The organism is Bradyrhizobium sp. P5_C11_2 (assembly GCF_054049755.1).
Genome location: NZ_JBFULT010000058.1, coordinates 1 through 22,000, shown reverse-complemented (window position 1 = coordinate 22,000; position 22,000 = coordinate 1). Strand labels below are relative to the sequence as shown.

33 protein-coding genes and 2 pseudogenes are annotated in these 22,000 nt (G+C 63.0%); 18 read left to right on the top strand and 17 right to left on the bottom strand.

The window, feature by feature from the left end:
- Window positions 1–167: pseudogene (locus ACXJL8_RS09030) on the bottom strand (IS6 family transposase); the annotation flags it as partial.
- A 464-nt stretch (window positions 168–631) separates the two neighbouring features.
- On the opposite strand from ACXJL8_RS09030, the gene ACXJL8_RS09025 reads away from it, so the two are divergent.
- Both ACXJL8_RS09025 and ACXJL8_RS09020 read left to right on the top strand, forming a co-directional pair.
- Window positions 632–1,078, top strand: coding sequence for a hypothetical protein (locus tag ACXJL8_RS09025; protein WP_456684899.1), 447 nt, complete (start codon window positions 632–634; stop codon window positions 1,076–1,078).
- Window positions 1,079–1,093: 15 nt separating this feature from the next.
- A complete protein-coding gene (locus ACXJL8_RS09020) occupies window positions 1,094–1,216 on the top strand; it encodes a hypothetical protein (protein ID WP_456684898.1) in 123 nt (40 codons plus the stop codon).
- 812 nt (window positions 1,217–2,028) lie between these two features.
- On the opposite strand, the gene ACXJL8_RS09015 is transcribed toward ACXJL8_RS09020, so the two are convergent.
- The gene (locus tag ACXJL8_RS09015; protein WP_456684897.1) at window positions 2,029–2,319 is read right to left on the bottom strand and encodes a hypothetical protein; all 291 of its coding nucleotides are present in this window, start codon (window positions 2,317–2,319) and stop codon (window positions 2,029–2,031) included.
- A gap of 102 nt (window positions 2,320–2,421) precedes the next feature.
- Between ACXJL8_RS09015 and ACXJL8_RS09010 the strand changes: the two genes are divergently transcribed.
- The 6 genes from ACXJL8_RS09010 to ACXJL8_RS08985 all read left to right on the top strand — a co-directional run bounded on the left by ACXJL8_RS09010 (window position 2,422) and on the right by ACXJL8_RS08985 (window position 5,632).
- Entirely contained in the window at window positions 2,422–2,664 is a 243-nt protein-coding gene (locus ACXJL8_RS09010; protein ID WP_456684896.1) for a helix-turn-helix domain-containing protein, read from the top strand.
- Entirely contained in the window at window positions 2,661–2,975 is a 315-nt protein-coding gene (locus ACXJL8_RS09005) for a hypothetical protein (protein ID WP_456684895.1), read from the top strand. Before ACXJL8_RS09010 ends, ACXJL8_RS09005 begins: the two co-directional genes overlap by 4 nt.
- Entirely contained in the window at window positions 2,972–3,223 is a 252-nt protein-coding gene (locus ACXJL8_RS09000) for a hypothetical protein (protein WP_456684894.1), read from the top strand. Before ACXJL8_RS09005 ends, ACXJL8_RS09000 begins: the two co-directional genes overlap by 4 nt.
- Window positions 3,220–3,381, top strand: a complete 162-nt coding sequence (locus ACXJL8_RS08995) for a hypothetical protein (RefSeq protein ID WP_456684893.1) — start codon at window positions 3,220–3,222, stop codon at window positions 3,379–3,381. Before ACXJL8_RS09000 ends, ACXJL8_RS08995 begins: the two co-directional genes overlap by 4 nt.
- 319 nt (window positions 3,382–3,700) lie before the next feature.
- Window positions 3,701–4,516 carry a transglutaminase-like domain-containing protein gene (locus ACXJL8_RS08990; protein ID WP_456684892.1) on the top strand — a complete coding sequence of 272 codons (816 nt, stop codon included), beginning with the start codon at window positions 3,701–3,703 and terminating at the stop codon, window positions 4,514–4,516.
- 723 nt (window positions 4,517–5,239) lie between these two features.
- Window positions 5,240–5,632: a hypothetical protein gene (locus ACXJL8_RS08985; RefSeq protein ID WP_456684891.1), complete on the top strand. Its 393-nt coding sequence runs from the start codon at window positions 5,240–5,242 to the stop codon at window positions 5,630–5,632.
- Window positions 5,633–6,044: 412 nt separating this feature from the next.
- Here ACXJL8_RS08985 and ACXJL8_RS08980 read toward each other — a convergent pair whose 3' ends face one another.
- Window positions 6,045–6,338: a hypothetical protein gene (locus ACXJL8_RS08980; RefSeq protein ID WP_456684890.1), complete on the bottom strand. Its 294-nt coding sequence runs from the start codon at window positions 6,336–6,338 to the stop codon at window positions 6,045–6,047.
- A 576-nt stretch (window positions 6,339–6,914) separates the two neighbouring features.
- On the opposite strand from ACXJL8_RS08980, the gene ACXJL8_RS08975 reads away from it, so the two are divergent.
- From ACXJL8_RS08975 to ACXJL8_RS08960, 4 genes are all read left to right on the top strand, one after another.
- A complete protein-coding gene (locus ACXJL8_RS08975; RefSeq protein WP_456684889.1) occupies window positions 6,915–7,922 on the top strand; it encodes a tyrosine-type recombinase/integrase in 1,008 nt (335 codons plus the stop codon).
- Window positions 7,922–8,554 (top strand): nucleotide-binding protein, encoded by a 633-nt coding sequence (locus ACXJL8_RS08970; RefSeq protein WP_456684888.1) that lies wholly within the window; start codon window positions 7,922–7,924, stop codon window positions 8,552–8,554. The genes ACXJL8_RS08975 and ACXJL8_RS08970 overlap by 1 nt, the downstream gene beginning before the upstream one ends.
- On the top strand, window positions 8,551–8,946 hold the full coding sequence (locus tag ACXJL8_RS08965) for a hypothetical protein (protein WP_456684887.1): 396 nt from the start codon (window positions 8,551–8,553) through the stop codon (window positions 8,944–8,946). Before ACXJL8_RS08970 ends, ACXJL8_RS08965 begins: the two co-directional genes overlap by 4 nt.
- A gap of 539 nt (window positions 8,947–9,485) precedes the next feature.
- Window positions 9,486–9,797 carry a DUF6894 family protein gene (locus ACXJL8_RS08960; RefSeq protein ID WP_456684886.1) on the top strand — a complete coding sequence of 104 codons (312 nt, stop codon included), beginning with the start codon at window positions 9,486–9,488 and terminating at the stop codon, window positions 9,795–9,797.
- 677 nt (window positions 9,798–10,474) lie between these two features.
- On the opposite strand, the gene ACXJL8_RS08955 is transcribed toward ACXJL8_RS08960, so the two are convergent.
- The 3 genes from ACXJL8_RS08955 to ACXJL8_RS08945 all read right to left on the bottom strand — a co-directional run bounded on the left by ACXJL8_RS08955 (window position 10,475) and on the right by ACXJL8_RS08945 (window position 12,225).
- A complete protein-coding gene (locus tag ACXJL8_RS08955) occupies window positions 10,475–10,783 on the bottom strand; it encodes a DUF6894 family protein (protein ID WP_456684885.1) in 309 nt (102 codons plus the stop codon).
- Between the two features lie 747 nt (window positions 10,784–11,530).
- The gene (locus ACXJL8_RS08950; RefSeq protein WP_456684884.1) at window positions 11,531–11,809 is read right to left on the bottom strand and encodes a hypothetical protein; all 279 of its coding nucleotides are present in this window, start codon (window positions 11,807–11,809) and stop codon (window positions 11,531–11,533) included.
- Entirely contained in the window at window positions 11,806–12,225 is a 420-nt protein-coding gene (locus tag ACXJL8_RS08945; RefSeq protein ID WP_456684883.1) for a DUF5681 domain-containing protein, read from the bottom strand. Before ACXJL8_RS08945 ends, ACXJL8_RS08950 begins: the two co-directional genes overlap by 4 nt.
- 322 nt (window positions 12,226–12,547) lie before the next feature.
- Between ACXJL8_RS08945 and ACXJL8_RS08940 the strand changes: the two genes are divergently transcribed.
- Complete coding sequence (locus ACXJL8_RS08940) at window positions 12,548–12,790, top strand: hypothetical protein (protein ID WP_456684882.1); 243 nt, start codon at window positions 12,548–12,550, stop codon at window positions 12,788–12,790.
- A gap of 95 nt (window positions 12,791–12,885) precedes the next feature.
- On the opposite strand, the gene ACXJL8_RS08935 is transcribed toward ACXJL8_RS08940, so the two are convergent.
- A complete protein-coding gene (locus ACXJL8_RS08935; RefSeq protein WP_456684881.1) occupies window positions 12,886–13,122 on the bottom strand; it encodes a hypothetical protein in 237 nt (78 codons plus the stop codon).
- A 173-nt stretch (window positions 13,123–13,295) separates the two neighbouring features.
- Between ACXJL8_RS08935 and ACXJL8_RS08930 the strand changes: the two genes are divergently transcribed.
- Entirely contained in the window at window positions 13,296–13,823 is a 528-nt protein-coding gene (locus tag ACXJL8_RS08930; RefSeq protein WP_456684880.1) for a site-specific integrase, read from the top strand.
- Window positions 13,824–13,865: 42 nt separating this feature from the next.
- Here the strand turns inward: ACXJL8_RS08930 and ACXJL8_RS08925 are convergent, their stop codons facing one another.
- From ACXJL8_RS08925 to ACXJL8_RS08915, 3 genes are all read right to left on the bottom strand, one after another.
- A complete protein-coding gene (locus ACXJL8_RS08925) occupies window positions 13,866–14,066 on the bottom strand; it encodes a hypothetical protein (RefSeq protein WP_456684879.1) in 201 nt (66 codons plus the stop codon).
- A 42-nt stretch (window positions 14,067–14,108) separates the two neighbouring features.
- Window positions 14,109–14,471, bottom strand: a complete 363-nt coding sequence (locus ACXJL8_RS08920) for a DUF6481 family protein (protein WP_456684878.1) — start codon at window positions 14,469–14,471, stop codon at window positions 14,109–14,111.
- Between the two features lie 105 nt (window positions 14,472–14,576).
- Window positions 14,577–14,786, bottom strand: coding sequence for a cold-shock protein (locus ACXJL8_RS08915; RefSeq protein ID WP_305550440.1), 210 nt, complete (start codon window positions 14,784–14,786; stop codon window positions 14,577–14,579).
- A gap of 458 nt (window positions 14,787–15,244) precedes the next feature.
- On the opposite strand from ACXJL8_RS08915, the pseudogene ACXJL8_RS08910 reads away from it, so the two are divergent.
- Window positions 15,245–15,534, top strand: a pseudogene (locus ACXJL8_RS08910) (IS6 family transposase); the annotation flags it as partial.
- A gap of 17 nt (window positions 15,535–15,551) precedes the next feature.
- On the opposite strand, the gene ACXJL8_RS08905 reads toward ACXJL8_RS08910, so the two are convergent.
- A complete protein-coding gene (locus tag ACXJL8_RS08905) occupies window positions 15,552–15,884 on the bottom strand; it encodes a hypothetical protein (protein WP_456684877.1) in 333 nt (110 codons plus the stop codon).
- A 112-nt stretch (window positions 15,885–15,996) separates the two neighbouring features.
- Here ACXJL8_RS08905 and ACXJL8_RS08900 point away from each other — a divergent pair, with 112 nt between their 5' ends.
- Entirely contained in the window at window positions 15,997–16,305 is a 309-nt protein-coding gene (locus ACXJL8_RS08900) for a hypothetical protein (RefSeq protein ID WP_456684876.1), read from the top strand.
- A 243-nt stretch (window positions 16,306–16,548) separates the two neighbouring features.
- On the opposite strand, the gene ACXJL8_RS08895 is transcribed toward ACXJL8_RS08900, so the two are convergent.
- The 4 genes from ACXJL8_RS08895 to ACXJL8_RS08880 all read right to left on the bottom strand — a co-directional run bounded on the left by ACXJL8_RS08895 (window position 16,549) and on the right by ACXJL8_RS08880 (window position 19,104).
- Complete coding sequence (locus tag ACXJL8_RS08895; protein WP_456684875.1) at window positions 16,549–16,830, bottom strand: PilZ domain-containing protein; 282 nt, start codon at window positions 16,828–16,830, stop codon at window positions 16,549–16,551.
- Between the two features lie 438 nt (window positions 16,831–17,268).
- On the bottom strand, window positions 17,269–17,463 hold the full coding sequence (locus ACXJL8_RS08890; protein WP_456684874.1) for a hypothetical protein: 195 nt from the start codon (window positions 17,461–17,463) through the stop codon (window positions 17,269–17,271).
- Between the two features lie 796 nt (window positions 17,464–18,259).
- Window positions 18,260–18,739, bottom strand: coding sequence for a BLUF domain-containing protein (locus ACXJL8_RS08885; RefSeq protein ID WP_456684873.1), 480 nt, complete (start codon window positions 18,737–18,739; stop codon window positions 18,260–18,262).
- A gap of 176 nt (window positions 18,740–18,915) precedes the next feature.
- Window positions 18,916–19,104, bottom strand: coding sequence for a hypothetical protein (locus tag ACXJL8_RS08880; protein WP_456684872.1), 189 nt, complete (start codon window positions 19,102–19,104; stop codon window positions 18,916–18,918).
- A 221-nt stretch (window positions 19,105–19,325) separates the two neighbouring features.
- On the opposite strand from ACXJL8_RS08880, the gene ACXJL8_RS08875 reads away from it, so the two are divergent.
- Entirely contained in the window at window positions 19,326–19,658 is a 333-nt protein-coding gene (locus tag ACXJL8_RS08875; RefSeq protein ID WP_456684871.1) for a CHASE3 domain-containing protein, read from the top strand.
- A gap of 65 nt (window positions 19,659–19,723) precedes the next feature.
- Here the strand turns inward: ACXJL8_RS08875 and ACXJL8_RS08870 are convergent, their stop codons facing one another.
- Window positions 19,724–20,032, bottom strand: a complete 309-nt coding sequence (locus tag ACXJL8_RS08870) for a hypothetical protein (RefSeq protein WP_456684870.1) — start codon at window positions 20,030–20,032, stop codon at window positions 19,724–19,726.
- Window positions 20,033–20,162: 130 nt separating this feature from the next.
- On the opposite strand from ACXJL8_RS08870, the gene ACXJL8_RS08865 reads away from it, so the two are divergent.
- Window positions 20,163–20,321 (top strand): hypothetical protein, encoded by a 159-nt coding sequence (locus ACXJL8_RS08865; protein ID WP_456684869.1) that lies wholly within the window; start codon window positions 20,163–20,165, stop codon window positions 20,319–20,321.
- Window positions 20,322–20,337: 16 nt separating this feature from the next.
- On the opposite strand, the gene ACXJL8_RS08860 is transcribed toward ACXJL8_RS08865, so the two are convergent.
- On the bottom strand, window positions 20,338–21,228 hold the full coding sequence (locus ACXJL8_RS08860; protein WP_456684868.1) for a cobalamin B12-binding domain-containing protein: 891 nt from the start codon (window positions 21,226–21,228) through the stop codon (window positions 20,338–20,340).
- Between the last annotated feature and the right edge of the window lie 772 nt (window positions 21,229–22,000).

The window sequence follows — 22,000 nt, the reverse complement described above, 5'->3', positions numbered from 1 at the left end:
ACCTCCAGGCCACGTTCAAGGAACAGCTCCTCGATGTCGCGGTAGCTCAGCGGGTAGCGCAGGTACCAGGAGACCGCCTGCACGATCAGGACCGCCTCGAAGTGCCGGCCGCGGAAGTCGGTCCGTGCACGCTGCTTGAGCTTGGCGGCAATGGCAGACAGGATCATGGGCCGGCTCCAAAGCGGAGGCGGCAAGCTGAGCGGGTATGGCTAACGACCCGCGAACCTCAGCACATTCGCGATTGTGACAGCCCCGACGCGTATGCCGCCTTCATGAACAGGGTAGACACCATCGGGGTCGCGGCTTTTGCCAGCGCTCCGCCGAGAACTTGGCACTGATCCACGATGTCTGCGCGCCCTCACCCAGGCAGGATGACCACCTCGGCTGCGGGCTAAACCCCCACGTTTGGCAGAGCGGCCTCGGGCGCCTCGTCATCACAGTCCTGACCGGCCCCCGTGCAGCCATGCTGCTTAGCTTTCGTGGCGGCGCTCAAACAAAGCAGTACCAGATTACTGCCAAGCTTCATGTTCTATTTGCATGTGTGAGGCCGATCACAGAAGTATTCTGGCGGATCCCTATGCCTTCAATCACGCAAGCGGACGAGCCGCTCAGCGATACATTGGAGAGCGTGATGATCAGCAAGACCTTCAAGTCCGTGCTCGCTGCTGCCGCCATCGCGGCTCCGGTCGGCATGTTGGCGGCAACCGACGCGCTCGCCTTCGGCGGCCACTTCGGCGGCGGAGGCGGCCACTTCGGTGGGGGCGGCTTCGGCGGTGGCCACTTTGGTGGCGGCGGCTTCGGTGGTGGGCATCCCGGTGGTGGGGGCGGCGGCCTCGGCGGCCATCCCGGCGGTGGTGGTGGGCACCCCGGCGGGGGCGGCGGCCTCGGCGGTCATCCTGGCGGTGGCGGTGGTGGCTTCGGTGGTGGCGGCTTCGGCGGCCGGGGCTTCGGCGGCCGTCGCTTCGGCGGTGGTTTCGGCGGATACAGCTATGGCCCTGGCGTCGTCTACGTGGGCAATGGCTGCGACTACGGCCTCCACTACAGCAACTCTTGGGGCCGCTGCATCCCGAACGACTGAGTGCGGATCGGCCAGATGCGCGACACGATCCAGCCGAGCGCCGTCACCAAGCGCTCGGCCTTCACGCCCGCACCGAATGCGCGAGCGGCGTTCGCGAAGGACAGACATCAACCAAAAATCGTGAACCGCCACGCTTAGGTGTCGGCGGCCTTGGGGATGGTGCCGACCTTCCCCGCCTATCCCGTTGGTGCCCTTCCCCCCAGCCAATGGGCGGGCGTGGATGCACCCACTGAATTAAATAACCCAAAGTTGATATAATTGGATGTAGATCGCCTATGCGTTGAAACCTAGACATTCATCCGCTAGTTGGTCGCCGCCGGCAGTTGGCTGGCCGTCCACGCTTGCCCGCAGATATGCTCCTCAGCTGTCGAGGGTGGGCGTGGATGCCGGATGCGGCCAGCGCAAAACTGCTTCTGTGAGGCGACGGACGAATAATCGCGACAGCTAAGCCAATAGCCTCTAGGATCGCTCGTCGGCCCACCAGCCGATCTCCACGCCCGCAACCTAGTGGTCCCTCAATCCCTTGGATGGCGGGCGTGGATGCGAAGGGGATCGCGAAACGCCTTCCCCTAAGCTCGACTAGGTCGTCGCCGGCCTAGCGAACCATTGCCGAAACTTCCTGCGTCTCCACGCCGTAACGTAGCCGTTCCGTGCCAATGTGGAGGCGCTGCGGTGACGTTGATCAGTCTGGCTTGCTTGGTGGCTGGAACGGCCTCTGCAGTGGCGTCGCTCATCAGCGACCGGCTGCGCGTCATTCTTGAAGCCGCGGGTGGCTCCCTGTTTTTGGTCGGCCTTTGCGTGCTCGGCGCAGAGCTTCCGCTTTTCAGGTAGAGCCCACCGCAGCCTAGCCGGCTTCATTGCATCGAAGCCCGCGAGGGCAGAGGATCCGCAGGACCTGCTCGTGGAGCCTCAACTCTCAGTTCTGGATCGCGGGCCATCCGGACAGCTCCTCAGTGCGCAGCGGCGCGGTGGGCGGCCTTGGCGACCTGCCAAGTGGCCTTGAGGGCGGAGGACATCGCCTCGGCGCGGGAGACGCCGCAGCGCTCCTGAATGCCGGTGGCAGCGTTGCAGGCGGCGGCCATGATGGCGGCCCGATCGTAGCGGCCGGCGACGATGAGGGGGCAGGTGCGGGCGCCGAGCTGCACGAGGGCACGGGCGCCGAGCATGCCGGCCGGGATAGCGGGGCGGCTGTCGTGCAGCGAGCGGGAGATGCGGTTCCAAGAGACGGTGCGGTGAGACATGGGCTTGGCCCTCAGGGCTGCATCTGATACACTCTGGGTGCAATGCGGATCCCTTGAGGTGTCAAAATCTGAGAGGTAACGCGATGCCCCTGAGGTGTATTTGTGTTGACGGCTGAGCAGCTACGGGCCGCACGAGCGCTGATCCGATGGGAGCAGTCGACCGTCGCCGAGAAGGCCGGGGTTTCAGTTGAGACCGTGAAGCGGCTCGAAAAGTTGGACGGCCCCCTGCTGTCCACCAAAACAGCTACGATCCACGCGCTTGAGGCGGCGTTCCGAGCCGCGGGTGTCGAGTTCACCAACGGCGGCGAGCCGGGCGTGAAGCTCCGGCGGAAGAGTCCGGCGTGAGCGACGGGCCTGCCTTCAGCCGGTTGTCTGAGGTCCTACGCCTCTGCACCTTGCTCGCGGATCGCGCGCTCGACGCGCAGATCATGGGTCGGCCCAACCCTACATATCAGGTTGTCGCATTGGCGAAGGCCGCACGCCTTCTGCAGGATCATGAGGTGGAGTGGCCGCCCCTCCTCACCCAGGTGCTGCATGAGCTGCTAGGGAAGGGCAGCGAACCTGAGCCAACACCCGAGGTTGAACCACCGCAAGATGTCGATCTGCAGGGCCTCACACGCTTTTTCGCGGGCTTCCGCACGAAGGATCAGCAGTGACCTACACCGTCGAGGAACTGGCTCCCGGCAGCTACGATGTGCTGCTCGATGGCATTGTGATCGCAGCTTTGGTTCGGGGCATCTCTCGCAGCGGCCCGAGCGACATGTGGCAGATCGAGCTGCTCGACGAAATGGCGGCAGCTCAGAGACCCGCGCCGTTCACATCCCAATGGCGCACCTTTGAGTCGCGTCCAGCGGCGCTGGCATGGCTTGGCATCAAGGAGACCGACCCTGAGAAGGCCGGATGAGCCAGATCTGGAGCCGCCTCGTGGCGATCGGCGTGGCTATCGTTCTCGTCACGGCAGTCCGCCTACTCGAAGCCGCCGACCTGGAATACGCGTTCGAGGATTGCGCCTTTGCAGCCATCGCGGCCGGCATCGTCGTAGCAGCACTACCCTCGCCATGACCGCCGGCCTGGAGTTCATCCCCGAGAACGGCGGCGGGGCCGGGATCCGGTTCCGGGAGCGGAAGGGGTGATCACTGGCCCCCAGCTTCTCGCAGCACGGCTATCTATTGGCTTCGCACCTACGAAGTTGGCCGAGCGCGCCAAAGTGCCCCTGAGTGTCGTGACGCGAGCTGAGAGCAGCCCCGGGGAGCGGGCGATCACGATCGCGCAGGTGAGTGCTCTGATGCAGGCGTTGCGCGCTGCCGGCGCCACATGGTGATACGGTCCAAGGCTTGCGTAACCAACGCTGATCTCGATGCCTCTCTTTGGGACTGAGCCCATGCGTATTCTTGTCGGCTGCGAGATGACCTACGAGTTTCCACAACCCACCCCCGTCATCGCGACGCTCAACGTTCACGCATCGCGCTTCTCCGATCTCGAACGGCCCGACTATCTGATCACGACACCCGCAGTCCCGCTGGACGGCTATCGCGACAGCTTCGGGAATTGGTGCAACCGCATGGTTGCTCCGGCAGGGCGCTTCACCCTCAAGACCGACACGATCGTGCGGGACCACGGCAGCGGCGACCGGCGGGAGCCGGACGCTCCGGAGATCGCGGTCGAGAAGCTGCCTTCCGACACCGTGCTGTTTCTCCTCGGCAGCCGCTATTGCGAAACTGATCGCCTGTCATCCATCGCCTGGGATTTATTTGGCCATATCCCGTCAGGCTGGGGCCGAGTGCAGGCGATCTGCGACTACGTGCATGATCGCATCACCTTTGGGTATGAGCATGCCCGAGCAACCCGGACAGCTTTTGACGTCTTCGAAGAGCAGCAAGGCGTCTGCCGCGATTATGCGCATCTGGCGATCACGTTTTGCCGCTGCCTCAACATCCCGACCCGCTACTGCAACGGCTATGTCAGCGACATCGGCCTGCCTCTACCGCACGCGCCCGGTGATTTCGCGGCCTGGATAGAAGTGTATCTCGGAGGCCAGTGGCACACCTTCGATCCACGCAACAACAGCTCACGGATCGGCCGGATCCTTATCGCCTACGGTCGAGATGCCGCGGATGTACCGCTGACACTCACTTTCGGGGCAAATAACCTCATCGGCTTCCGTGTGACGACCGAGGAAGCACTACACCTATCCTGAATAGTTGTCTTAGTCGGCGCTGCTTTCGAATATCGCCGAAGAAGCTTACACGCTGATGAAACCGACAATCTCCCCCGTCAGCCCGTGATCGGATCGGGCGGCAGGGCCTACAACAGCGCGAGGTAGCCGACCGGCGGCAACGATCCGTTAACCATAGCGGCCGAGGTAGCTGTCAGCGATCGGCTGGGGGCTGAGCGGCGGCAGAGCAGCACCGAGACCCGGATGTACGGTCTCGCGGTGCGGCCTCGCTGGCGCAGTCGCGACAAGCCCGCACCTGGAACACCAGGGCGGGCTTTGATCGTCAGGTCGGGCGGCGGGGCAGATGTAGGACTATGTCAGAGCCTGCGGATGTAGTGACGGCCGACCACTGTACGTGTCAGGCTTGAGTGGGCAGCCCTCGTGCGCCTTGCGGTGGTACAGGCGCCGCAGGACGTTCGGCCCGCTGTACGTCCCATTGAGTGCCACGCGCCCGTGACAGGCAGGACAGCGCTTGACGGTCATGATGTACTGGGTCGCGGCTTCGTCCAGACTGACCGCAATCCAGGCTCCCTCGATCTTCACTTCACAGGTCTGCGGATCGGGTTTCGGCATAGCTCCGACCTGCCATGCTGGAGCGAGGGCCGCCAGGGCCTTGGCGTCACACCGCTGTTCGCCCTCTATCTGCGGGGCAACCCCGCTTCTGGCCGCATGGCCACCGAGCCGGGCCTGCCGTAGCTGGGCCGTATGGCCTCCGATTTCGCTCCCACCATGCTCCCCAACGCAGCCGCCCTGTGGCGCAGCGCTATAGAGGACCTGTCTCCGCACGTCTCGCCGTGCCGGTATCTCGTCCCAGCCCGCTGGGCGCCGATTCGGGAGGCCGCCATCCACTTCTGTGACCGACTGGGCGCCGAGGCGCACGCACTCGGCTGGACGGCGCCCGAACTGTTCGCGCTCCAACCCGAGCACGGGACGCTACGGATCGAGGTCTGCGGAGTGATGATGATCACCGGCAATCGGGCTCAGGCCATCGAGCCGACCCGAGTGGTGTTCGAGCGCGGCTCGGCCTACCGGACGAAGCAAGGCCAAGCCTGGGGGATCCCAGTATGGGAGTTCGCCAAGAAAGGCGCGGGCCGGTGAGTCACCGACTCTTCGCGCAGATCGGCAACACGGGCTCGCTGCTGGGCTTCACGATGCTGGTGACGATCCTGGCAGCCTGCGGGCTCACGGGGCTGGTGCCATAGCGGCTCGCGTTGGATCGAAAGGGCCGCGAACCCAGAGGTTCTGCAAAGAGAAGCTGCGGCATGAGGCGGGAGCGCTCGCCGATCCCGGCCGTTCCCCTCCTATGCGTACAGCCCTTGTCGTCCTGATCATGCTCGTTCGCTTCGGTCCCGACCTCGTCTACGCGGCGAACGCCTCGCTCCCGCATCCAGACCCATCGCGGCGGATGACCGCGCCGAAGTGGATTGTCAGCCCGCCTGCGATGGTGGTGATCCGGCCGGCAACGCCATGAGATAGATGCCTTGTCCAACCCGATGCTACGCGCAGAGCGCTAATCTTGCCTCGCCTTGGCGTTCGCGCGTTCGACCACGGCTCGCAAAGCCGCACTACCTTCTACCGCGAACCAAGCTCGCAGCATGTTCGATTTGTCGGGCGCATCACCAGTCCGTTCGCGGAACAGACCGTCGCAGCGCTTAATCTCCCGCTCGAAGAACATGTCGAGGTAGGAAGATCCCTTGGTCCGCGCGAGATCGACAAGCGCATCTTCGAGGACGCGCTGCATCATCTCCCCGACCATGGCTGAGACGTACACCGCCTCTCCACTCCCCTGTTCCGGTTCCGTCAACCAAGCCTCCAGCCATTCTGCGGCACCGTCGTAAGCTTGGCTCGAGGCTTGATGCAACGGTCGCCCCTATGCAGCATCGACTCTCATATGCTCCGGCCTGGCGGCCTATCATCAAGGCTCGCCCGGCTTTGCGCACATTCTGAAGGCGCCGCGGCTGGTGGCGCGGAGATAGGCCAGTCGAAGCCCAATCGCCTCGCCCCCACATGACCACGTTACAACGTGGTAGCGCGATCCCGTTGCCAGTTTCCGCGTGGTGAGCTAAGGTCCGATAAGAAGAGATTATCGGACATCAGAGCATAGCATGCCGTCGTCGCCGCCTCGCCTCCCCTTCTCGCACGCTGGGCAGGACTTCGTCGTCAAGGCGCGGCCAGTGGCGGACGGCGTTGAGGTCCGCGGCTTCTGGCATGCGCGCTCGAGGGGGCGGACACGGTTCTTCGTCATCGTGCCGGCTGAAGCCATACAGAGGGCACAGCGACCTGACTGGGCTGATCCGATGCAAGCCGCATTGAAGCTCGTGCGGACCCAGATCTCCTCGGCGATCGACAAGGGCGAGCCACTGGCTGAGGAACCTCAGCCTTGAGCACAGAAATCAGCCTCCCAACGCCGACCGGTCTGCAGGCGTTCGCGGACCAAGCGCTCCAGTACGCGGATCAATCCCGGGCGGCGAACACACGTCGGGCCTATGCCTCGGACGTGCGAGCCTTCGCTAACTGGTGCGCGGCACGGGGCGAGCCGTCTCTGCCGGCGAGCCCAGCTGCGGTGCTGGCCTACCTCATTGACCACGCGACCACGTTAAAAGTTGTCACGTTACAACGTCGACTTGCCGCGATCCGCGAACAGCACGCCGCTGCCGGGTTTGATCTGGAAACCTCCTCATCCGCGTTCCGCGACACGTGGCGAGGCATCAAGCGGGCGCATGGCCAGCCGGCAGTGAAGAAGCGCCCTCTCATGACGGTGGATCTCCGGCGCGCCGTTGCGACCCTGCCGGACACCCTCCGCGGACGACGGGACCGAGCGCTGATCCTCGTCGCCTTCGCAGCCGCGCTCCGCCGATCCGAGATCGCGGGGCTCGAGGTGGCTCGCAGGGATGGCGCAGCTTGGATTGAAGAACGGCCCGACGGCCTTGTGATCCATCTCGCCCGTAGCAAGACAGACCAACAGGCCGAGGGCGCCGAGATCGGCGTGCCCTATGGCTCGAACATGGAGACGTGCCCGGTGCGCAGCTATCGCGCGTGGATCGATGCAGCCCACCTGACAGAGGGGCCGGCCTTCCGGCCGATCGATCGGCATGGGCATATCGGCGTCGAGGCAGTGACCGATCGGACGGTTGCCCGGATCATACAGCGTACCGTCGAGGCCGCGGCACTCTCAGACGGGTACTCGCGAGAGGAGGCGCGGCAGCTCGCGGCTGCCTATGCCGGACACTCGCTGCGGTCCGGGCTTGCAACATCGGCCGCGGCGAACGACGCGCCCGGTCATGCTATCCAGCGCCAACTCCGGCACAAGCGGTTCGATACGACGAGCGGCTACATCCGTTCTGGGCAGCTCTTCAAGCAGAACCCGGCCGGGATCGCAGGCCTGTAATGCGCGTCCTGGCTCTCACCACACAAAAGGGCGGCTCCGGTAAGAGCACGCTCGCCGCCTCACTCGCCGTCGCGGCTATGCAGGATGGTGAGACCGTCGCGGCCCTCGATACGGATCAGCAGGCGTCGCTCGCAGGTTGGGGAAAGCGACGCGAGGCCGAGGACCTGGACATACAGCGGGTCGAGCCTCCGGCATTCGCCGGGACGCTCGGCAAGATCCGGAAGGCCGGTTCTGTCTCACTGGTGATCGTCGACACGCCCGGTCGTTTCGGTCCCGACGTGGCGCTTGTGCTGCGCGAGGCGAGCCTGTGCCTCCTGCCGGTGAAGCCCTCAATCCTCGATGTCGAGGCGGCACGACCGACGGTCGAGCAGTTGCGGCTTCTGGGACGGCCGTTCGCGTTCGTGCTCAATCAGTGCAACCCCACGACACAGGCCCGCACGCTCGACGCTGCGACTGCCCTCGTGAGCACCGGCGCGCTCGCGCCCTCGATGGTGGCGACGCGCTCGGACTTTTTGGACTCGATGACGACAGGGCAGGGCGTCACGGAACTCGCTCCCAAGGGCAAAGCGGCCGTCGAGGTTCGCTTGCTCTGGCAATGGATTAAGGCGCAGCTCGAAGGCACGAAGGCATGAGCAAGAAGCCGCGGCCATCCATCAATGAACAGCTCGCTCGGCTAGCCGCACAGGCACAAGCGCCGGCTGCTGAAGCACCACGCGACCGCATTGTCACGGGTCAGCGTGACGACGTGACCACGTTACCACGTGATAGCGTTCCCACGGCGTCACGCGAAAACGTTGTGTCTGAACCGATGGCGAGTGAGCCGTCTGGGCCGGAGGGCTACAAACGCCGGGTCCGGTATGAGAAGCCGCACGCCTCGATCTACGCGCATCCGAAGGTGTTTAAGGCGCTACGGGAAATCGCGGCGGCGACGGACTGCAAGCCGCATGACCTCTACATCGAGGGGCTCCGGATGGTGCTGCGCCAGCACGGTCGCGACTTCGATGCCTTGAACCGAGGCGAATGACGACGTGATCACGTGACAACGTCAGCGGATCTCCGTGAGGGTAGAGCGTGGTGCGGCTCATCATTGCATTCGCCCTATGCGCGCTCGCGAGTGCGGCGACCGCTCAAGAACCTCGTTCAGCTCCGCCCGCCGTGATTAAGCGCCCGGCCCAGGCCGCGCCCGCCACTGAAGGTCAACATGGAGGCGAGGTGCGGGCGACCGTTCGGGCGGCGGAGGCCACTGAGGAGGGGACAGCTCAAGTTCTGCCCTAACGGCAACGAAGCGTACCGACGTGACCACGTTGTCACGTGACAACGTGCAAAATGATTAGGATGCGAGTCTTGCCCGCATCGTGGACCCGTCCGGCCATAGGGGTCCCTAAACGGTCATTGGCTACATCAAGCGGGCGAACGCCTTCAAGGGCCACTCGGGGAGCGGGTTTTTGTTGATCCTGCGCTGTAGCGGTGCGGAGTGACAACGGCGGCCTTTAGCGCGACACTCGGTCGAGCAAATCAGGCGGCCAACAGCTTGAGCATTCGATGGGGGCGGCGGAGTGCGCCATGCCACGCTACTTCTTCGACGTGCAGTCTAAGTCTGGTTTGGTCTGCTCGGATTTTCAGGGATTAGATTGTCCTGACAACGAGGCGGCGCTCGCGCTAGCTCAGCACGGCGCTGGTTTCACCTCGGCAGGCGATTGTGCGCGGAACCCGCAGCTCAAAAAATACAGCTTCACTGTTGGCGATGCGCAGCACAAGCTGCTTTTCACAGTGCCGTTCAGCGAACTCCTGCCAGACGATGAGCCGCCGCCTACCGTCAAGAAGCGTCGCCCGCGTGCTGCGGCACGCAGCTCGCAAGACAACGATCACGCCTGACCGCGCTTAAACAATCAGCATCCGGCGCCTCCTGACACCGATGTTTTCGGCAATACGCGCGAAAGGGTCCGGCTTTCTACGAGAAGGAAGGAACTGAAGATGTCTAAGTTCCTATTTTCCGTCATAACAGCAACCGCACTCCTCGGCTCATCCGCCGTCGCACAGGTTGTCGTAGAACCTCCGGTCGGATCTTCGGATGCAGGTACGAACGTGCAGAAAACTACGGATACCGTCCCAGATCGGGTGCGAACGTATGATCCTGTGGTGACCGGCGGCATCAAGATCCGCAGCGACTTGGCAGATAAGCCTGAACAACCGACGCCCCGGCCGAAGCCGCATTGAGACGATGCACGGCCCCAACGTCGAGACTGCAGCCAAGATCATCGCCGAAAACGTCGTCTCGGCGGTTGAACATGGCCGGCATGGGAACGGTGGCTTAAAGCGGGCTGAGCACACAGCCGCCATAGCTGACCTTATGCGCGCGCTACTGAGCGTCATGCCGACTGACGACAGCGCTACCTTGGCGGCGGCCTGCAATAGCGTTCTGGCCGACCTCTCGCCGCGATGGGGCTCACTGGCCCGCGAGTCAAGGCGGTCGCCCCTGACGATGGATCAGTTACGCTGCACGGGCCGTAGGACCTGAACAGCGCCACCGGAAAGCGGACCTGCATCGATCGTCAGATCAGCGACAGTTTCGGTCGCCTGATTGGCAAACGCCCCACAACCGACCTTGTCCTATCTCGCACGATTAGCGTCCAAGACCGGTTCGGGTCAGCTCCACATACCTCATCCGCCATTTCCGCGATGACGGTTCGCGCCTCAGTAAGCGCCTCATCAAGGTCCGCAGCTTCGACGCCCTCGGCATCCAAGATCGTCTCCACGCCGTTCGACACATCAAAGAAAAAGCTCGGTGCCACGACTGGGCTCCTTAATACACGGTCGTCACGAGAACGATCGGTTCGGACGCCTACGTACTTTGACTTCATGGTACGAGCGTTGCCGCAAAGCGCAAAGATACCCGATAGGCCGAAGAGGTACGTATTTAAGCTTGTCAACAATATAAAAAAATGGCCTATTCAATGCATCAATGCGCCCGCGTCCCAAAATCACGCTTATTTATAGCGGTCAATTGAGTTGAAAACAACCAACTTAGGGGATAACAATGCTTATGATATTCGAACATCGCCCTAATGTAACCAAGAACAAGAAAAATATTAACGAACATGAATTGCATGAACACATCGCTAAAATGATTGCAAAAATACTGTACAAACGACTGCCTCCCGCAAATAATGGCAAGGTAGCTTTTGAACCCAGATCGCTCTAGGTCTCGCATTATGTCTCAATCGAATACAGAAGCTTAGTGCACGTATTGCAGATGCTTCTCGGCTTCTACTCACTACGCCCACGCCGCCGCGAGTGGCATCTGAAGCCTCGGGAGGGGGCGCAAGCCTCAGTGCTCGGTGACGAACCGGGCTGTCCACTCGTCAGCCCTCAGCTGGGAGCCTACGAGGCACGGCACGCTGTTGCTGACTGCGATCCCGATCCTCATGACAGCATCTCCTCCCGACACATGACAGCGGTCGCCCACTCCGAGCGGGACGGGGCAACCGCCTCGACGGCTTCGAGCTGCCGCAGCACTCCAATGACGCCGTCCAATTCCTCGTCCGTCATGCGCTCCGGACCGGGCTTCAGATCTGGGTAGCGGCTCTCCAACCGAACCATCCGGGCCTTCAGGGTCGTGGACACAGGCGGGACTCCATCTCCAGGTAGCTCGCACGGACGTCGCGCTCGTGGGATCGGATCTGCGCGATCAGGGCACACTGCTCCGGGTCGGACTCGGAGTCCCACTCGGCCATAAGTTCGTCGATGCCACCGACCGCGCCAGCCATCCGGTGCAGACGATCGAACAAGGCCCGTTCGACCTCTTCGTAGGTCATGTGGTCGAACTGGCCGGTCCCGTGCTTCGTCTCCACACGGACAAGGCGGGCTTCCAGAGCTTTCAGCCTCATGCCCCCCGCGCCTCCAGCGCCGCCATCCGCCGGTGCAACTCGGTCGCCTCGATCGCCCGCACATGCACGTCGAGGGTGTTGGAGATCTCGGCCGCCTCAGAGGGCGTCAGCTCGCCCGCGGCGACCGCGGCCACGATAGCGCCGGTGGCCTTCGGCAGGTCGTCCGTGGTTTCGATCAGCGGTAGGGCGAAGGTGATCGGCCTGTCCTTGCGAGCTGGCAGCAGGCGGTCGAGGCAAAGCCGCATCGCGGTCGGGTCGCCATCCTGGGCCATCTCCACGGCCTTGCGCAGAATGCTCTCGGCGTCGCCGTCGAGGATCTTCTCCAGGGCCACAGTGGTCTTGTTGCGCGAACCCTTCGGCCGCCCCGCAGGGTTGCCAGACTGGCCGGGCTGAAATCCGGGCTTCCCTGTGGTCATGATCCCGCCTCTCGGCCGATCTCGGCCTCCGTTAGATTGTTCAGATCAACTTGAATACGACGCAGCCCCTCGGCAAGAACTTGGAGCGAAGCGACCGCGGCTTGTTACCGGACGGCGCCGGCATCTTCACGAACCTCGATCGTCACGGCCGCGGTTAGCGTCATCTGGCGTGCGGTCTCGATGCCCGCGGCGAAGGCGGCTTGCTCGCGCGGGGTCATGTCGACGGCCCTTCGATCCTGGGCCAATCGGTCGCGGAGGCCAGTGGCGGAGCGGAACGGTTAACTGCCGAGAATGTTGTCCGCCCATTTACGGGAGGATCGTCGTGAAGCATCTCCTCGCAGGTACACTGATCGCAGCCGGTCTGCTCAGTATCCCCGCCGTTCCGGCTGTTGCACAAAGCATTGACATCGGACCCGGTGGCGTGAGGGTTGATCCGCGCTCGCCCCGGGAGCGGGACAGGGATGAGATCCGGCGGGAAGAGCGGCGCGAAGAGTTCCGCGATGATCGGCGTGGACCGATCCGCCGTGAGGAGCGCCTCCGTCGCGAGGATGACGACGATGATTGATCCGCAGTGAGAGCGGGCGGCCGATCTATGTGCGGCGGGGTGAGTGCCCCGCCGTATCAATGTCGGCAGCAGCCCCGAGGGTGGGGTCACCCAGTTCATGCACTTGCCTCTACCTCGACCTCATAAGCCGCCATCTCTTCGTCGGTCGCGGCCACGGCCGAGCACCATTGGAAGTGCAATGGCATCGGCATGGCGTAGGCCGGCACCCGATAGGAGCCGAGAGCGTCGCGACGGGTCTCCGTGCCCACGTTCACGATCAGCCCAGCTTCGAGCAGGTTGCGGAGCGTCTTCTGTGCGCAGGCCGGCGGCTCGCCCCGATCCGGTACGGCCACAAGCTCGCCAAGGCCCCGGACCCGACGGACGACGAAGGCGTGCGCGCCGCCATGAAGGGCGCCAGGCGCAAGGTAGGCGTTGCCCCGACGCAGAAGGCTGCCGCAACCGCCGAGATCCTGGCCGCGCTCCTGATGCGGACGCTGGACACCCTGACGGGCAAGCGGATCGGGCGTTGCTCGCTCTCGGCTTCGCGGGCGCGTTCCGCAGGTCCGAGCTGGTCGCGCTCGACGTGGTGGACCTGCGCGAGGATCCCGAAGGCCTGCGGGTCATGGTCCGCCGGTCCGAAGTCGACCGAGAGGGTAGGGGGTTCGAGAAGGCCATCCCGCACGGGCGGTACATCAGGCCGGTGGCGCTCGTGCGCGAGAGGTTGGATGCGGCCGAGATCACGGAGGGGCCGGTGTTCCGGCCGATCTCGCGATCTGGCCGAGTGCTTCACTTCGACCAGCAGGCAGAGCCGAACCAGCTCACAACCCAGACCGTTGCCGATCTGGTGAAGCGGTACGCTTCGGCCGCTGGATACGACGCCTCGGCGTTCGGCGCCCACAGCTTGAGGGCTGGCTACATCACCTCCGCGGCTGAGCGCGGTGCTGATCTGGCGAGGATCATAGACCAGTCCGGCCACCGGGATGCGGCGACGGTCATGACGTACATCCGGCGGGCGAACGCCTTTAAGGGCCATTCGGGAAGTGGGTTTCTGTAGGCTGCTTGGCCGCGCAACAGGAACTTGCGCGACTGAGATCAATCAGGAAACGAGAGTGAGCTCGTCCTCACGAGCAGCACGCTCCCCGCCTGCAGACTTGATCCGGTAGCAAGGCTCCCCGGATCGATCGTCTGGCATAAGCCGAATGACCTCAAAGAGGCCGTCGACGACGCTACTCTTAGCGCCGACGTAGTTCATACCCATCTGCCGAACGCTCTGACCGAGCTTGAATTTATGAGACATCTCTCGTCCTCCAGAGTATGACGCTTTGCAGTCGTCGACTGTCTATCTGCGCACCTTGGCCTTGCGGGCGGCGAAGCGTGCATCGCGCGCAGCCTTCTGCTCGGCAGCGAGTACGACCTGCCGCTCTGCCTTCTCTGCGGCCAGACGAGCGACTTCGACTTCCGCGCGCTCCCTCGCCGCAAGAGCTTCCGCCTCACGCTCGGCCTCAGCGGCAAGACGCGTCGCTTCTCGTTCGTTGGCTCGCACTTCTCGCGCCTCGATGAGGGCCTGCCGCTCGGCCTGCCGCGCCAGCACAGTCGGGTCATCCGCTGCCGGGCGTGCCCGGAACCGATCAAGTGTGGCCTGCCGCGCCTTCGCAGTGGCCTCAAGCCGATCGACGAGCTGGTCTGTTTTGAATTGACCCACGTACATTCCTTAGGCGCACCGGAGCTGAACACAGGTGCAAGAAACAGATGAAGCCGCTCCCAGAGGGAACGGCTTCGAAACTCGTCATAAGCAGATGAGCGAAGCTCAAGCGGCCTGAAGGCTGCCGGCAGACTGTTTACCAGTGCGGCGGTCGGACTCCATCTCGTAGGAGACCTTCTGTCCTTCGATCAGGTTGTTCATGCCGGCCCGCTCGACGGCGGAGATGTGGACGAACACGTCCTTGCCGCCGTCATCCGGCTGGATGAAGCCGAAGCCCTTGGTGTCATTGAACCACTTAACGGTGCCGATGCTCATAGGTATTCCGTATCTATATAGGCAAACGAATGGGTCGATCGCATGCACCGCACGCGCTCGGTCGCTGGTCGTCGAAAATGGGAGAGATGCAGAACGCTCGCCCTATTCAGGCGATACGGCCGAATATCTGGCCAAAAGTCGATGTGTGATTTGTACACCACCTGCGAGACAATCACAAGCGCACGTCCAATCAGGGCAGATATGCTTGGAGGTCCGGCAAGCTCAGCCCTTTCGCCGAACTGATGCTTGAACCCCGCTAACGATCCCGGTGCACCGCATCCGCAGGCGGACGCTGGGCGACCGGTTGGGGTGAGCGGACGTGCCGGCCGCACGTGAAGGGGGGACGAACATGGTAGCCGGCGCGCTCGCGAGAGGCCTGTCGCGAACCTGAGTGCGCCTCCGTTCACGGGTCGTTAGCCATACCCGCTCAGCGTGCCGCTCCGTCTTGGAGCTGGCCCATGATCCTGTCTGCCCTCGTCGCTAAACTCAAGCAGCGCGCCAAGGCCGACTTCAGGGGTCGGCACTTTGAGGCGGCCCTGATCGTCCAGGCTGTCTCTGGTACCTGCGCTACCCGCTGAGCTACCGCGACATTGAGGAGATGCTTCTGGAGCGCGGAATGGAGGTCGATCACTCCACCCTGAACCACTGGGTTCTGGCCTACGCGCCGCTGATCGAGAAGCGGCTGCGTCAGTTCCGCAGACCCCACTGCGGCTCAATCCGGATCGACGAAACGTACATCAAGGTGCGCAGCACCGATCAGCCCTCCTACACCGTCCAGTAAAGTCGCGAGAACCAGCTAAGGGCGCCACCGGTTTCCGCGAACATGAACACCTTCGCGCCATTGCCGGCGGACCGCGTCTCGCCTTGCGCGAATGCTCTTGATCGCATGCCAGCTACGGATTTTATCGCGCGCTGGCGGCTCATCACGGGGAAGCCGCCAGCGGTCATGCTGGACAGCCGATCCGAGATGTTGGCGCTGTTGGTCAAAAGCGTTCCCGCTGCGCCGCTGTCGGTCACGGAAGCAGTGGCCCGTCTTTCGGTCCCCTCGCCATCCGAAATTCGGTCTGATGCCTGCGCGCGCCGCTCGATGGTCTCCAACGTCCTAGTCTTTCGTCCGCGCGAGGGGCGACATCCGCTGAAAGGCCGTGGTGAGGATCGCGCGGCGTCTTGAGCCGGCAGTGCGTGCCGGAGCCCGGAACCGCGTGGCAGGGTGTGGCTCGAGCGCTCTGGCGACCTGCTGCCCGGCGCGTCATGGTCGGGCATGCTGAAACCGTCAACCCAGACCTGCGAAGTGATGGTAGACGGCGCATGGCGCACCCTTGGCCTCGATGAGGCGAAGGCTTTGCACCGCGATGCTCTCAAGCGGTGCCCGATCTGCCACGGCCGTGTGACGGTCCAGGGTGTCTACAGCGGGCAGGGATATTCGACGCTGTCGCACCGCCGCATCCATGACGGGTGCCCGCTGATCCCTAGGCACTACAAGGGCGTGCCGTCGCGACATCCGCAAGCACTCAAGTAGGCGTAGTGCATCCCGGGAGGAACCTGCTGGGCACGGAGCGCGACCGCCCCCACCTCAGCTTCCAGCATTAGCTCGGCGCTGATAAGCCTCGACACCTGTTTCCCGCGACAGCCCCTCCCGCTCCTGCTACAGCCGCGCGTCTTCCCGTCAGCGCGCCCGAGGCGTTCGCGACATGCAACCGCTGGGCGCCCGCGTCCGGCATCAAGCCCGGGCGATCGAGGGCGTCAAGGATGTGGCGCGGGGTCAACCCGGAATGACGTCGGGCACACCTGCCCGAGGGGTTATGAAGCCGACGCCAACCGTGTTGGACCGCCGCCAAACAACTCGCACGGGTTGCAGCTGCGGGTCAGGGCCAATCCGCAGCTGAAACACCCGCGGCACCTCTATGCCAGGCGTAAATGCAACGCAGGCGCCATACCCTGACAGGTTGAGCACCACGCACTGCACCTCGGCATTCATCCTAGCGAAGGCGGCACCTCCGGGCAGGGCCGTGCTTGCACGATATTTGGCGCGGCGTTCGAGCACGAGGGCTTCCTAGAAGAGGCGTTCTAGGGTCCGTTATTGCAAAGCAAGGCTTAAGTTTTACCCAATAGGCTAGACGACCGCTCCCTTATCAAGATTGGCGGCGAGGCTCACCCCGTTGCTCTACTGCAGACCGACCGCCGCGACAGGCGAGCAAGGCTCCCCCTCGCATCTCGGCGGCCGGCCCGCAGTCGTCACAACAGGCGTTCGTGGCCGCCGGTTCGCCGCTCAGCAGGGGGTGAAATGGCGAGCAGATCTCTGCTCGCCGAGCGGCAAGGATTACCGTGCCGATCAGAGCGGGATGGGTGATAGCTCGCATCGTTGTTCCGCCCTGACGTGCTCAGGGGCTGCAACTTAGACCCTCAAGCCGCTCGCTCTAAGACACGCTTCACCTGCACCGCTGACCAGATCCCGCCACGTGCCGTATGCGCATAAGGCGTTTTACGCCTCCTCGCCCTTAGTCTGCTTGGCCACGGCAGCATCACGGCGACGGGCCGCGCGATTGTTCTCAGGCACCTCCTTCTGCAAGGCTTCCTGGCTCGTGTAGCCCTGAGCGCCCGGGCTGCCGCGCATCTGGGTCACCGTTGCGCGCAGCTTGGCGGACTTCATGTGCTTGCCGTCTTGGAAATCTGCCATCGTGTTTTCCTTCTTTGTGTCGCCGTCACTCGACCCAATTACGCGCGGGCTAAAACCCACTGCACCTGCACTGCAGATCATCTCGATCCACGCGCTGTCGGGATCTCTCGTGCGTTCAGGCCATTTGCAATCTGCCTGAGGCTCACAGCACCGTCAGTCCGGATCTCAGCGATGTCCGTGGCCAGATCCCGAGCCCGTRCTAGCGAGCGCTSCTGACGCRCGGCCACGCCCTTCGCTCTGATCACATCTGTCAGTAGYGCACCACGATCTCCGCCAAGCTGGATAACCATGATCTGCTGCGCAGCCCCTGCCCGACGAGCAAGACTGGAGCGTTTGGCTCARCCAATCGCCCAGAAGAGCGGCAACGCGCCGGCCAGGAACAGCGCGGATGATATGAGCACGGCGGCGCGCTCGCGATGGTGGAGGACAAAGGCGTGAGGGCTGGCAAACATGGGAGAGCCGGAGCGAATGTGTGCTCTCACGCTCGCCCGTCAACCTTGACCAATTAGGGGCAGCTCGCACCGTCCACAGGTGGTCGTCGATGCGTGTCACCGCCGCGCCACATGCCGGTGAATGTGCGGGGGCGCACCTCACGGAACCTGAGCTCGGGGTATTCGTCTCCCCAAGGCCGTCATCGCCCCCTCGGCGGCCCGATCCAGCGGCGCAGTTACCTTCCGGGTTGCTGCGCCGTTTTCGTTCGAGGCTCCTATTCAGGGTGCTGACGTCAACGACTACGGTCAGACGCAGTTATAGTTCTCATGCGTGAGCCGTCAGCAACTTATCGCACAAAGGGCCATTAGCTAGCCAGTCTCTGCCCTTGGCGCTTGGCCTGTTCAAATTCCTGGAGGTCAATAGCTAGCTGGAGGATCTGCGAGCTCTTCAGGCGTGCCGGATCCATGACGCTGCCGATGTTATGCGCCAGGTAAATTTCCTGCACCTCCAGCGTGCGCATCGCGCCACCCATCGTCCAGTTGGGGAAGGAGCGAGCGGTTACATCGTAGACGTTGACGATATTCGGGCTGGAGTGACGGTTATCAAGAGCAATACGATTATAGGTTTCGGTCACCTTGGCTCGTTCGCCTTCTAAGATCTGAACGAACCACGTCTTGTCGAAAATCAAGAAGCCGGTCACGCCGTCGCGGCTGTTGTTGCGCTGAGAGGCGGAAACGATCTCACGCAAGTTCGTGAGCATGGCGCGATCACCACCTAAAACGGTGTTGCGGCTATAGTAAACAAGCTGGTGGATCATTGATGCTGTGCCTCGTTTGAGCGGCATCGCTCCGCTCCAAGCTCAGCCATAACGTTAGAGGCGTTATATGATTCCATGCGGTGCTCAAAAAACCGATCGATTGGTGATTTTTTGAATAACCAGTCGTTAATAGGGTGGCTGATCAAAGCCTAACGGGGTCGCGGCACACAGTTCTTACTTGCCCATGAAAATGAGGGCGGTTTTCATGACCGCTGCGCTCGATCTGTTTCCTCTGCCGCAACTGCCTCCACCGCAGCGATGACGTTCTCCAGTTCGGCAACCTGACGGAGCGCGTTCTGCGCCGGCAGGCCATCATGCTCCGCCATCGCTAGGACGAGCATGCGCTGGTGCGCCTTGAGACGTTCGAGAAGGGCGCCGAGCTTGTTAGTCATGGGCAGGCTGTAGCTGCGTAGGGCAGGGCTCGACAAACGAACCGCGTCCTCACTGGGGGCGAGCGGCGCAATGCGGTCGGTGCGGATAGCCGACCTGTATGCTGGACGGCGTGAATCATGACCCGTGTAGCCTTGGCGCTGCTCGATGGACAGCTCTGAAGCCGCGTCTATGTGGGCCGCTGCGACGCCGTAAGTTCCCCTCGCGGCACAGAGGATACAGCTTGAAACCTCGGCTCGTTCAACGCCTTGCCGGATCCCGCGAGACGGCTGCGATGGCCGGTGGGTTCGTTCTGCTCGTTCTTGCCGGTCTGGCGTCGGCTGCCGCGGCTCTGGCCAGTGCGGACGCCGACGCCTGGTCCGTTCACTCCGCTGAGGTACGCCAAGCCGAGGCGCGGTTGTTCCAACTCGTTCAAAGAGCGGAGACGGGGCAGCGCGGCTACTTGCTCAACGGCGACACAATTTACCTCGACCCATTCACCGCCGCACGCACGGCGGCTGCCCGTTTATCTAAAGGCACTACAAGGGTATTCCGAAACATCATCCGCAAGCGTTAAAGTAACGTAGCGCATCTCAGAAGAGATGTCACCGGGATGACGTCGGGGTGTTAGATATCCCGGCTTTAACTTTGATTTGTATCATTCCAGCGAGAGTTCGGGTCGGCGCGGCTCTGCATGGCTTCCTCGTCCGCGATGGCCCGGTTGATCGCCTCGATCTCGGCCTGTACGTTCTGAATGCTCTCTCTCTGATCCACGAGCTTGCGGCGGTCCGTCACCATCTCCTCGCGCAGCTTCCGCAGGGCCTCGACCGGACTTGAGCATGGGGTCCTCCTGCCGCGGCGAACTGGCCCTGGCTCCTCGCCATTCTCGTCGATCACCGTTGGCCCACTGTTCGCAATACCACGGTGCTCTGCTCGGATGTCCAGAGCCATCGCACATCGTCTGGGTGAGGAGGATAATGCGGATAGTGGATGTCCCTCCGTCGCCAACGCGCCCGGGCGATTGAAGCTGTACATGCACAGGAGGGGACTCCGTGCGGGGGCGGCTACGGAGTTAGCCACCATGAGCGACTTCGATCACATCCTGGACTGGAAGCTCCTCGCCTGCTCGCACACCTTCCCGCGCGTAGACGGCGGCGCCTTTATCAACGAAGGCTGCTCCGAGACGGTGCGGGACGGCGGCGACCACGCTCGCCCGGACCCTGGCGCCGCTACCAAATGAGGTCGATCACAGGTCGTCACCGGTCTTTGGCGCTGTCGGCCGCAAGATCGAGTAGCCGTTGGGCAAGGAGCACCGCCGTCGCCGCGTCGACAGCAGACGCATCCGCTCCGACCTGCGGCACGAGTTCCGGATGCTCCAGGAACACAGGACCGCCTACCATGACGGCGATGGAGCGGTTGCGAGAGGCTGCGCGCACGGAGCGGATCGCCGTCGCGAGTTGAGTGACGCGCGTTTCGTTGCTGAGCGTCAGGCCAACCACGTCGAACCATTCGGACGCCACCAAGGCCGCGATCTCCTCAGAGCTGGACGAGAGCCCGACTGATACAGCCCAGCCTGCCCTGGACATGAATTGTTCGACGATCCGCACACCGAACGTGTGCTGCTCGCCAGGGGCGCTCATCAGGAGCAGGCGGCGGTCGTCCCCGAGCGGGATGGCTTCCCCGCCGACCCGAAACCGAGCCACGAGCTGTTGAAGGCGGGCGACGCCCGTCGTCACCTCGACGAAGTCGCACAGATCCTCCTCCCACATGCGGCCCAGGAGGGCCGCTGAGGGCGCCAGGAGGTCGAGGAACAGGCGATCGACCGGATAACCTTCCCCGACCAGCGCCGAGAAAGCCTGGATCATGGCCGTGTCGTCCTGCGCGAGCGCCAGATGCGTGAAGGCCGCGACTTGCTCCACATCCGGTTTGAACGCGGGTTTGATCTGCTCAGCGACGAACCTGCGATGCAGTAGCACCAGTTGGGGGATGATCTCGGTCTGGACGAGGCGCCCCAGAGCCAGGCAGCGCTCTCGGGCGGCTTCATCGGCGCGTTTCCGTGCGTATACTTGGCGAGCCCGGGCTGCGCGCTCATTGTCCTGAGGCGAATGATCGCTCCACGAGCCTTCAGACGATGCCAGATCTCTCATCGCCCCCCCTCCCGGCGGCCTGCGTCGACGGTCTCAAAGGCCTGTCGATCTTATGCGGACATGAGAGCTGCCAGGATGCCTAATGTAAAGCTATGCGGCTCAGCGCCGCGTTGGTGTGTTTTCATACCTGTGGCATCATCCGGGATGTTGGAGAAAAACGCTGGGAATTTGTGCCTGCATGTTGAGGTCCGCCGAAGTCTTACCGGACCTCGGTTCTGGGCATGGACGATCTATGCCGATGAATACGAATGCCCTATTGACGAGTCGCGTCCGATGTTCTCAAGCAGCGCCTCTGCGATGAATGTCGGTGTTATGGTCAGAAATCACATGTATTTCATGCATGGTGCTCGTGTAAGGATTTTACATTAGAATTCGTATCAGTTCGATTTGATCGTTTTAACCTGTATCGCGCCGCTATGCTGCTGACCGTTATCGCTCAGTCATAATACCTTCGAATTTTCGAAGCGCGTGATGAGCTGGTAAGGACCTAGCGGTCGGTCTAGCGTCGAGATAGAACCTGATGCTTTGGTTCTGAACCCTACCAGATTGCGCGCAGCCTTATACGACTCGCCGGCGCGGTCGTGACGTGGCTAGGTGTGCAGTCCCGCGGTGTGGTGGCATCAATTTAGCTGTAACCGCCGCACACCGGGAGGCGTTATGGGACAGGTTCTTCACGGCTGCGCCACGACCACGCACGCGGTCAGAGCAACGCTACAGCGATCGAAAGCTCCGCTCAAAGATCTTGCCGCCCAGCAAGGACTGAACCCAACCC

Coding starts and splice junctions, on each gene's coding strand:
- ACXJL8_RS09025 (WP_456684899.1), top strand. CDS start 632: ATGATCAGCAAGACCTTCAAGTCCGTGCTCGCTGCTGCCGCCATCGCG.
- ACXJL8_RS09020 (WP_456684898.1), top strand. CDS start 1,094: ATGCGCGACACGATCCAGCCGAGCGCCGTCACCAAGCGCTCGGCCTTC.
- ACXJL8_RS09015 (WP_456684897.1), bottom strand. CDS start 2,319: ATGTCTCACCGCACCGTCTCTTGGAACCGCATCTCCCGCTCGCTGCAC.
- ACXJL8_RS08995 (WP_456684893.1), top strand. CDS start 3,220: ATGAGCCAGATCTGGAGCCGCCTCGTGGCGATCGGCGTGGCTATCGTT.
- ACXJL8_RS08990 (WP_456684892.1), top strand. CDS start 3,701: ATGCGTATTCTTGTCGGCTGCGAGATGACCTACGAGTTTCCACAACCC.
- ACXJL8_RS08985 (WP_456684891.1), top strand. CDS start 5,240: ATGGCCTCCGATTTCGCTCCCACCATGCTCCCCAACGCAGCCGCCCTG.
- ACXJL8_RS08970 (WP_456684888.1), top strand. CDS start 7,922: ATGCGCGTCCTGGCTCTCACCACACAAAAGGGCGGCTCCGGTAAGAGC.
- ACXJL8_RS08965 (WP_456684887.1), top strand. CDS start 8,551: ATGAGCAAGAAGCCGCGGCCATCCATCAATGAACAGCTCGCTCGGCTA.
- ACXJL8_RS08960 (WP_456684886.1), top strand. CDS start 9,486: ATGCCACGCTACTTCTTCGACGTGCAGTCTAAGTCTGGTTTGGTCTGC.
- ACXJL8_RS08955 (WP_456684885.1), bottom strand. CDS start 10,783: ATGAAGTCAAAGTACGTAGGCGTCCGAACCGATCGTTCTCGTGACGAC.
- ACXJL8_RS08950 (WP_456684884.1), bottom strand. CDS start 11,809: ATGAGGCTGAAAGCTCTGGAAGCCCGCCTTGTCCGTGTGGAGACGAAG.
- ACXJL8_RS08945 (WP_456684883.1), bottom strand. CDS start 12,225: ATGACCACAGGGAAGCCCGGATTTCAGCCCGGCCAGTCTGGCAACCCT.
- ACXJL8_RS08925 (WP_456684879.1), bottom strand. CDS start 14,066: ATGTCTCATAAATTCAAGCTCGGTCAGAGCGTTCGGCAGATGGGTATG.
- ACXJL8_RS08915 (WP_305550440.1), bottom strand. CDS start 14,786: ATGAGCATCGGCACCGTTAAGTGGTTCAATGACACCAAGGGCTTCGGC.
- ACXJL8_RS08890 (WP_456684874.1), bottom strand. CDS start 17,463: ATGGCAGATTTCCAAGACGGCAAGCACATGAAGTCCGCCAAGCTGCGC.
- ACXJL8_RS08885 (WP_456684873.1), bottom strand. CDS start 18,739: ATGCCGCTCAAACGAGGCACAGCATCAATGATCCACCAGCTTGTTTAC.
- ACXJL8_RS08880 (WP_456684872.1), bottom strand. CDS start 19,104: ATGACTAACAAGCTCGGCGCCCTTCTCGAACGTCTCAAGGCGCACCAG.
- ACXJL8_RS08870 (WP_456684870.1), bottom strand. CDS start 20,032: ATGGCTCTGGACATCCGAGCAGAGCACCGTGGTATTGCGAACAGTGGG.
- ACXJL8_RS08865 (WP_456684869.1), top strand. CDS start 20,163: ATGAGCGACTTCGATCACATCCTGGACTGGAAGCTCCTCGCCTGCTCG.
- ACXJL8_RS08860 (WP_456684868.1), bottom strand. CDS start 21,228: ATGAGAGATCTGGCATCGTCTGAAGGCTCGTGGAGCGATCATTCGCCT.